This is a genomic window from Actinomycetes bacterium (assembly GCA_022599915.1).
Classification (GTDB): domain Bacteria; phylum Actinomycetota; class Actinomycetes; order S36-B12.
This window is the reverse complement of the sequence record JAHZLH010000042.1, coordinates 1-3,267: the sequence shown is the minus strand read 5'-3', so window position 1 is coordinate 3,267 and position 3,267 is coordinate 1. Positions and strand designations below refer to the sequence as shown.

The 3,267-nt window shown below is 63.0% G+C and carries 3 protein-coding genes; 2 read left to right on the top strand and 1 reads right to left on the bottom strand.

Annotation, left to right across the window (positions count from 1 at the left end; translation table 11 throughout):
- Positions 1-122 precede the first annotated feature (122 nt).
- Positions 123-458, bottom strand: coding sequence for an STAS domain-containing protein (locus K0U62_07020; protein ID MCH9801264.1), 336 nt, complete (start codon positions 456-458; stop codon positions 123-125).
- Positions 459-510: 52 nt separating this feature from the next.
- On the opposite strand from K0U62_07020, the gene K0U62_07015 reads away from it, so the two are divergent.
- Both K0U62_07015 and K0U62_07010 read left to right on the top strand, forming a co-directional pair.
- Positions 511-903: a hypothetical protein gene (locus K0U62_07015; GenBank protein ID MCH9801263.1), complete on the top strand. Its 393-nt coding sequence runs from the start codon at positions 511-513 to the stop codon at positions 901-903.
- A gap of 6 nt (positions 904-909) precedes the next feature.
- Positions 910-3,195 carry a DEAD/DEAH box helicase gene (locus K0U62_07010; protein MCH9801262.1) on the top strand — a complete coding sequence of 762 codons (2,286 nt, stop codon included), beginning with the start codon at positions 910-912 and terminating at the stop codon, positions 3,193-3,195.
- Positions 3,196-3,267 lie beyond the last annotated feature (72 nt).

The following is a 3,267-nucleotide window of genomic DNA, read 5'->3' as shown; positions in this document are numbered from 1 at the left end:
CAGTCGCACATCGTCTAGTTGATCGTCCGCCATTCCGGCTCGACGAGCTGCGGTACTAGCCACCAGCCGCGCGGTGCGTGCCTGATCAGCGGCGGCTGGGACTCGCAGCATTGCCTGCGGCATCAGTCAGCAACTCCGTCGGGCAGCGTTGCCTCCAGCGACATTGCCTGGTCGAGCCCGGTGATGATGAACACCTTACTGATCTTGTCATCGGCGGCGACAACTCGCAGCCCACCGCCGGCTTCTTTCGCCCATTTGAGAGCCTTCACCAGCACGCTGAGCCCGGTCGAATCCAGAAACCCCAAGCCGCGGAGGTCCACCACCACGTCGTGCTGGCCATTAGAGATCATCTCGCGCAGAGCAAGTTCCAGCTCGGTGGCGGTGTGCACATCGAGCTCCCCGGTCACCGAGACAACCGTTGTTGATCCTGAATGTCTCGTCGTGATTCCCAGATCCACGTCGCCTCCTGCGGCCGTTGGGTGTCGGACCTCGCTGACACTCTGGTCCTTAATGGCTTTACTTCATCTTGTCCGTATGCACTTGTGCGACGGCGGCTCGGCACGGGGGTTACCCATCACCGCTTCCCCGCAGTCACGTGCCACGATATCCCGAACCGCAGGGATCCGGGCCGATCCTGCCCGAGATCTTGTGGCAAATCCTGCCGAGGCAGGCCAAGATGTCCCGGGAGACGACGTCGCGCTGGCTGGACCAGGGAGACGCAGCACCCGAATCATCGCCTGGTCCCTGGCGCCGCTGGAGCTTGGCCAATCTTCGACCCCAGTTCGGGCCGCCGGCACGGCACAGCAAGGCGAGAATGCCGTCATGCCGCACAACCAGCTAGTTGTCGGACAATGGATAGCGGTAACGCAACTGGCAGCGATCACCGGCAAACAGGGCAGGTAGCAGGAAATGAGTGGCGAACAACTGACAACTCCGTCAGTTCGGAAGGACTCAGCGGCAGTATCGGCTGCCGAACTCATCGCTGCAGCGGATCAGGCTGTCGGCGGCGCAGTCAGCGCGGTGGAGATCCCAGCTAATCGTGGCGCAACTGCGAACTGGCCCGACTGGGTGGACCCGACCCTAGTGAACGCGTTGCAGCATCGTGGGATCAAGCGACCCTGGCAACATCAGATTGCGGCGGCCGATCTTGCTCACGCAGGGCGCAACGTCGTCATAGCGACCGGAACGGCGAGTGGAAAGTCGCTGGCGTACTGGCTACCAGTGCTCACTGCTGTGAACAACGGGCGCGGGACCGCCCTGTATTGCGCCCCGACCAAGGCACTGGCCCAGGATCAACTAGCTCGCCTGCTAGACCTTAACCTGCCCGGAATCACTGCTGCCTGCTACGACGGTGACACCCCGAAGGACGTGCGCCCCTGGATACGACGCAAGGGAAACTACCTGTTGACTAACCCCGACATGCTGCACCGCAGCATCCTTCCTGATCATCAGCGTTGGACGTCATTCTTGCGGCGTCTGCGCTATGTGATTCTGGACGAGGGGCACACCTACCGGGGGGTTTTTGGATCCCATATGGCTGCCATCCTGCGTCGATTGCATCGCCTGGCGCAGACGGCCGGGGCTGAACCTACGTTTATTGTGACCAGCGCTACTTTGGCCCAGCCGCAAGAAAGCGCCGCCGCACTAGTCGGCCAACCGGTAACAGCGATTACTGATGACACCTCCGCCAGAGGAGCCACCACCGTCTTGATCGCCGATCCATCACCCGAGGAGGGTGGCGCCTTTGGCGCCGTAGCCTCGACACTGGCGGCCTGGACGAGTGCCGGCGCCAGCTCCCTCGGATTCATCCGCTCCCGCGCTGGCGCGGAGTCGATGGCGACCGCGGTGGCTGATCGGCTACCAAAACCGGAGGATGCGGCAGCGGTGGCTCCCTACCGCGGCGGGCTGCTACCAGAGGAACGACGCGAGATCGAATCCCGACTGCGCGACGGTCGACTTCGGTGTGTGGCCACCACCAGTGCTTTGGAATTGGGTGTGGACATTTCGGGACTCGACGCGGTAGCACTGTGCGGCTGGCCGGGCAGAAGATCCTCCTTCCTGCAACAAGTTGGGCGAGCAGGTCGCGAGGGAACGGCAGCCGTGGCAGTTCTCGCGGCACAGCAAGATCCACTGGATCAGTTCTATGCCCGGCACCCCAAGCAGATCCTCGCCGGAGGGGTGGAAGCAGCAGTTTTTGATCCAGCGAACCCCTACGTGCTCATCCCGCATCTCGCGGCAGCACTCGCCGAACAGCCAATGACTTCTGCCGATGCTGAAGCAGTGTTTGGCTCGGCGGCCGCCAACGCGCTGATGGCACTCGCCGGTAAGCGGCTGATTCGCCAGCGGGGGGAGCGGTGGTTCTGGGTGGATCGGTCACGAGCCAGCGATCTCGCCGACCTGCGCAGTTCTGGCGCCTCGGTCACTGTGATCGAAGCGGATACTGCGCGAGTTCTGGGAACAGTGGATCGAGCGGCTGCCCCGGCACAGGTTCACCCGGGTGCGGTGTACGTGCATTTGGGGGTCGTGCACTTGATTGAATCTTTGGATCTGGATCAGGGCGTCGCTGTCGCCCACCGGGAAAACCCTGGGTACACAACAGTGGCGCAATCGGTCAGCGACCTACAGATTCTGGCTACGGCCGAAAGCCGACCATCTGGGGCCGGAACCATGCACTTTGGCGACGTCGAGGTGGGCGGTCAGGTGGTGTCATTCCTGCGGCGACGGGCCGGAACCGGAGAAGTGCTCGGCTCGGAGCCACTAGACATGCCCAGGCAGCAGCTTCGCACTCGGTCAGTGTGGTGGCAGCTACCCGATCCGGATTTGTTGAATGTGGCTCCGCCGCGCATCCCCGGTGCTGCTCACGCGGCAGAGCACGCTGCGATTGGAATCCTCCCGGCGCTAGCCACCTGCGACCGTTGGGACATCGGTGGCTTGTCTACCGAAAAGCATCCCGATACGGGACAACTCAGTATCTTCATCTACGACGGCCACCCCGGCGGTGCTGGATTCGCTCGCCGGGGCTTTGAGGAGGCCTACCGCTGGCTGGGGGCAACTCGAGACGTGGTCTCGGCCTGCTCCTGTCGGGAGGGCTGTCCTGGCTGTGTGCAATCACCCAAATGCGGCAACGGCAACGAACCGCTCGACAAGGCCGGAGCGATCGCGCTTCTGCAATTGCTGCGACCCACAGCACCCTGAACTCGCTAGATCGCCTGCCGACTGCGCTCGGAAACCTTCGGCACTACCGCACACCACATCCTGCGGGGAAAT

What these genes read in the sequence shown, in the direction of transcription:
- K0U62_07015 (MCH9801263.1), top strand. Translation starts at nt 511, where the DNA reads ATGGCTTTACTTCATCTTGTCCGTATGCACTTGTGCGACGGCGGCTCG.
- K0U62_07010 (MCH9801262.1), top strand. Translation starts at nt 910, where the DNA reads ATGAGTGGCGAACAACTGACAACTCCGTCAGTTCGGAAGGACTCAGCG.